This is a genomic window from Roseateles sp. P5_B10, assembly GCF_056400485.1.
The window spans coordinates 1-2,310 of record NZ_JBFULE010000811.1 but is presented as its reverse complement, the minus strand read 5'-3'; the positions used below and the strand labels follow the sequence as shown (position 1 = coordinate 2,310).

At 68.0% G+C, this 2,310-nt stretch carries 2 protein-coding genes and 1 pseudogene; all 3 read right to left on the bottom strand.

Features of this window, described 5'->3' with window-relative positions; all coding sequences use genetic code 11:
• Positions 1-530: pseudogene (locus tag AC1DU6_RS27955) on the bottom strand (ABC transporter permease); the annotation flags it as partial.
• A 609-nt stretch (positions 531-1,139) separates the two neighbouring features.
• Positions 1,140-1,793, bottom strand: coding sequence for an ABC transporter ATP-binding protein (locus tag AC1DU6_RS27950; RefSeq protein ID WP_457324141.1), 654 nt, complete (start codon positions 1,791-1,793; stop codon positions 1,140-1,142).
• Positions 1,790-2,310: tRNA (adenosine(37)-N6)-dimethylallyltransferase (locus AC1DU6_RS27945; RefSeq protein WP_477861106.1), on the bottom strand; the 521-nt coding region annotated here is incomplete at its 5' end. The genes AC1DU6_RS27950 and AC1DU6_RS27945, both read right to left, overlap by 4 nt.

Here is a 2,310-nt window from a genome sequence, read left to right as displayed (position 1 = left end):
CTGCCGGGCAGCGCGACGCGCAGCTTCAGCGTCGTGGCATCGGGTGGCAGCAGCGCGCGGGCCGCGGCGTTCAGGTGCACGGTGTTGGCGCCCAGCAGCTGGGTCCAGCCTCCGTCGACCTGGGGCGTCAGCTCGGGTGCGATGGGGTGGCCGGAAGCGGCGGAGGCGAGTAGGGCGAGTGGGTCCAGCCCGATGAGGCGAATGGACAGGCCGCGGCCTTCGGGGCCGGTCTGGCCGGGCCACAGCGCCTGGGCTTCGATGACCGGGCTGGCGGTGGCGACTTCGGGGCGGTTGAGCAGCTCGGCGAAGTCGGCGTCGGTCAGCGGGCCGGAGCGGGCGCGCACGATCAGGTCGGGCTGGCCGTTGACGCTGCGGGCGGCGCGGGCGAACTCGGTCAGCGCGGCGCCGTTGAGCAGGTGCACGCCGAAGGCGAGGGCGACGCCGAGCATGACGGCGACGATGGCGAGCAGCACGCGCCCGGGGTGGTCGCGCCAGGTGGGCCAGGTGAGGTGGCGCCAGAGGGTCAGCATGGGCAGGCCGCCTTGGGCGCTTTTCGTTGCGCTTGCTTGCTGGCGAGGCCCATGCCGGGAGTTCGCCCCGGCGGGCGACCTTCTTTTTGAGCGACCAAAAAGAAGGCAAAAAGTCGCCCCCGAACCGCCCGGCCCTTAGCTTCGCAGCGGGCTGCCCTGCGGTACTCAAGCCTTGAGGCCTCGCGCAGAACTCGCTTCGCTACGCTGCGCTCAAACAACTGCGCGAAGTCAGAACTTGAAGCGCGCTGCGCGCGCGGCCTCAAGGCYTTSCGTTCCTCGGCGGGCTCAGAGGGGGGGTGATGAACAGCCGGCGCCAGCCGGCTTGTGGGCCTGGCTGTTGGCTGTTCCGGGGCCTCCCCTTCTAAACCGCCGAGAAGCGCAGAAGCCCAGGGCGCGAGCGCAGCGAGCCTCAAGCTCTGACTTCGCGCCCCTTTGTTTGAACGGAGCGTAGCGAAGTGAGTTGGGCGCGGCCCTGGGCTTCGAGCATCGCAGGGGACCCCGTCAGGGGCGGTTTTGCAGGGGAGAGCTTTTTGCCTACTTTTTGGCGGCGCAAAAAGTAGGTCGGCCGCCGGGACGAAATCCCGGCTGAGCCTTGGCGCCAAGCCAAAGTTACGCCTCATGCAACCCTGTCGCATCCAGCCGCAACCGCCGATCAGCCGATTGAGCGGCAACTTCAGAGTGAGTCACGAGCAAGCAAGCCGCGCCAGCCTCGTGCGTGCAACGCCGCAGCAACTCCAGCACTTCAGCCGCATGCCGCGCATCGAGATTGCCCGTCGGCTCATCCGCCAGAACGAGGCGAGGCTTGTGCACCAGCGCTCTCGCAATCGCCACACGTTGTAGCTGCCCACCTGACAGTTGCCGCGGCATGCGAGCGGCAAACGCCCCAAGGTTCACCGCCGCCAGCATCTCCGCCACCCGGCCGTCGTCACGCAAACCCAGCAGCCGCAACGGCAACGCCACGTTGTCCGCCACGCTCAGATGCGGCAGCAGGTGGAAGGCCTGGAAGATAAACCCCAGCTTCTCCCGCCGCAACGCTGATCGGGCTTCATCGTCCAGTGGCCGCAAGTCCTGCCCTGCCAGCGTGATCGAGCCCGCATCGGCCTCGTCCAACCCCGCCAGACAGTTCAGCAACGTCGACTTGCCACTGCCCGACTCGCCCAACAGCGCAACGATCTCGCCAGGGGCCAGGTCCAGATCAATGCCGGCAAACACCGGCGTGTCGGCGTAACTCTTCACGAGCCCGCGAGCGGAGAGAACCGTCATGCGTTCAGCAGCCTCTGCAATCCAGCCAGCAATTCAGGAATCGGCTGCGGCCCATCACAGGCAATGACGCGACGCTTGGGCATGCTGCGCAGCCAGGTCACTTGCCGCTTGGCAAGCTGACGCGTCGCCGCGACGCCGCGGTCGCGCAGGTCGGCGAAGTCGTTGGCGTCCAGCGCCTCCCACACCTGCCGGTAGCCGACGCAGCGCATCGATGGCAGCGCCAACGACAGGTCACCGCGCGCACGCAGCCCCTTGACCTCATCGACCAAGCCAGCAGCCAGCATCGCGTCAAACCGCTGCGCCAGCCGCCCGTGCAGCCATGCGCGGTCATCAGGCTCCAACGAGAACAACGGCCAGTCGACGCCTTCGTCACGCGACGCGGCATGCAGTGCGCTCAGGGGCTGGCCGGTCAGGCGGATGACTTCCAGCGCGCGCTGGATGCGCTGGCTGTCGTTGGGTGCCAAGCGGGCGCCCGTTTCAGGGTCGAGCTTGGCCAACTCCGCATGCATCGCTGGCC

Excerpts from the sequence above, each read along its gene's own strand:
- AC1DU6_RS27950 (WP_457324141.1), bottom strand. The coding sequence starts at position 1,793 with ATGACGGTTCTCTCCGCTCGCGGGCTCGTGAAGAGTTACGCCGACACG.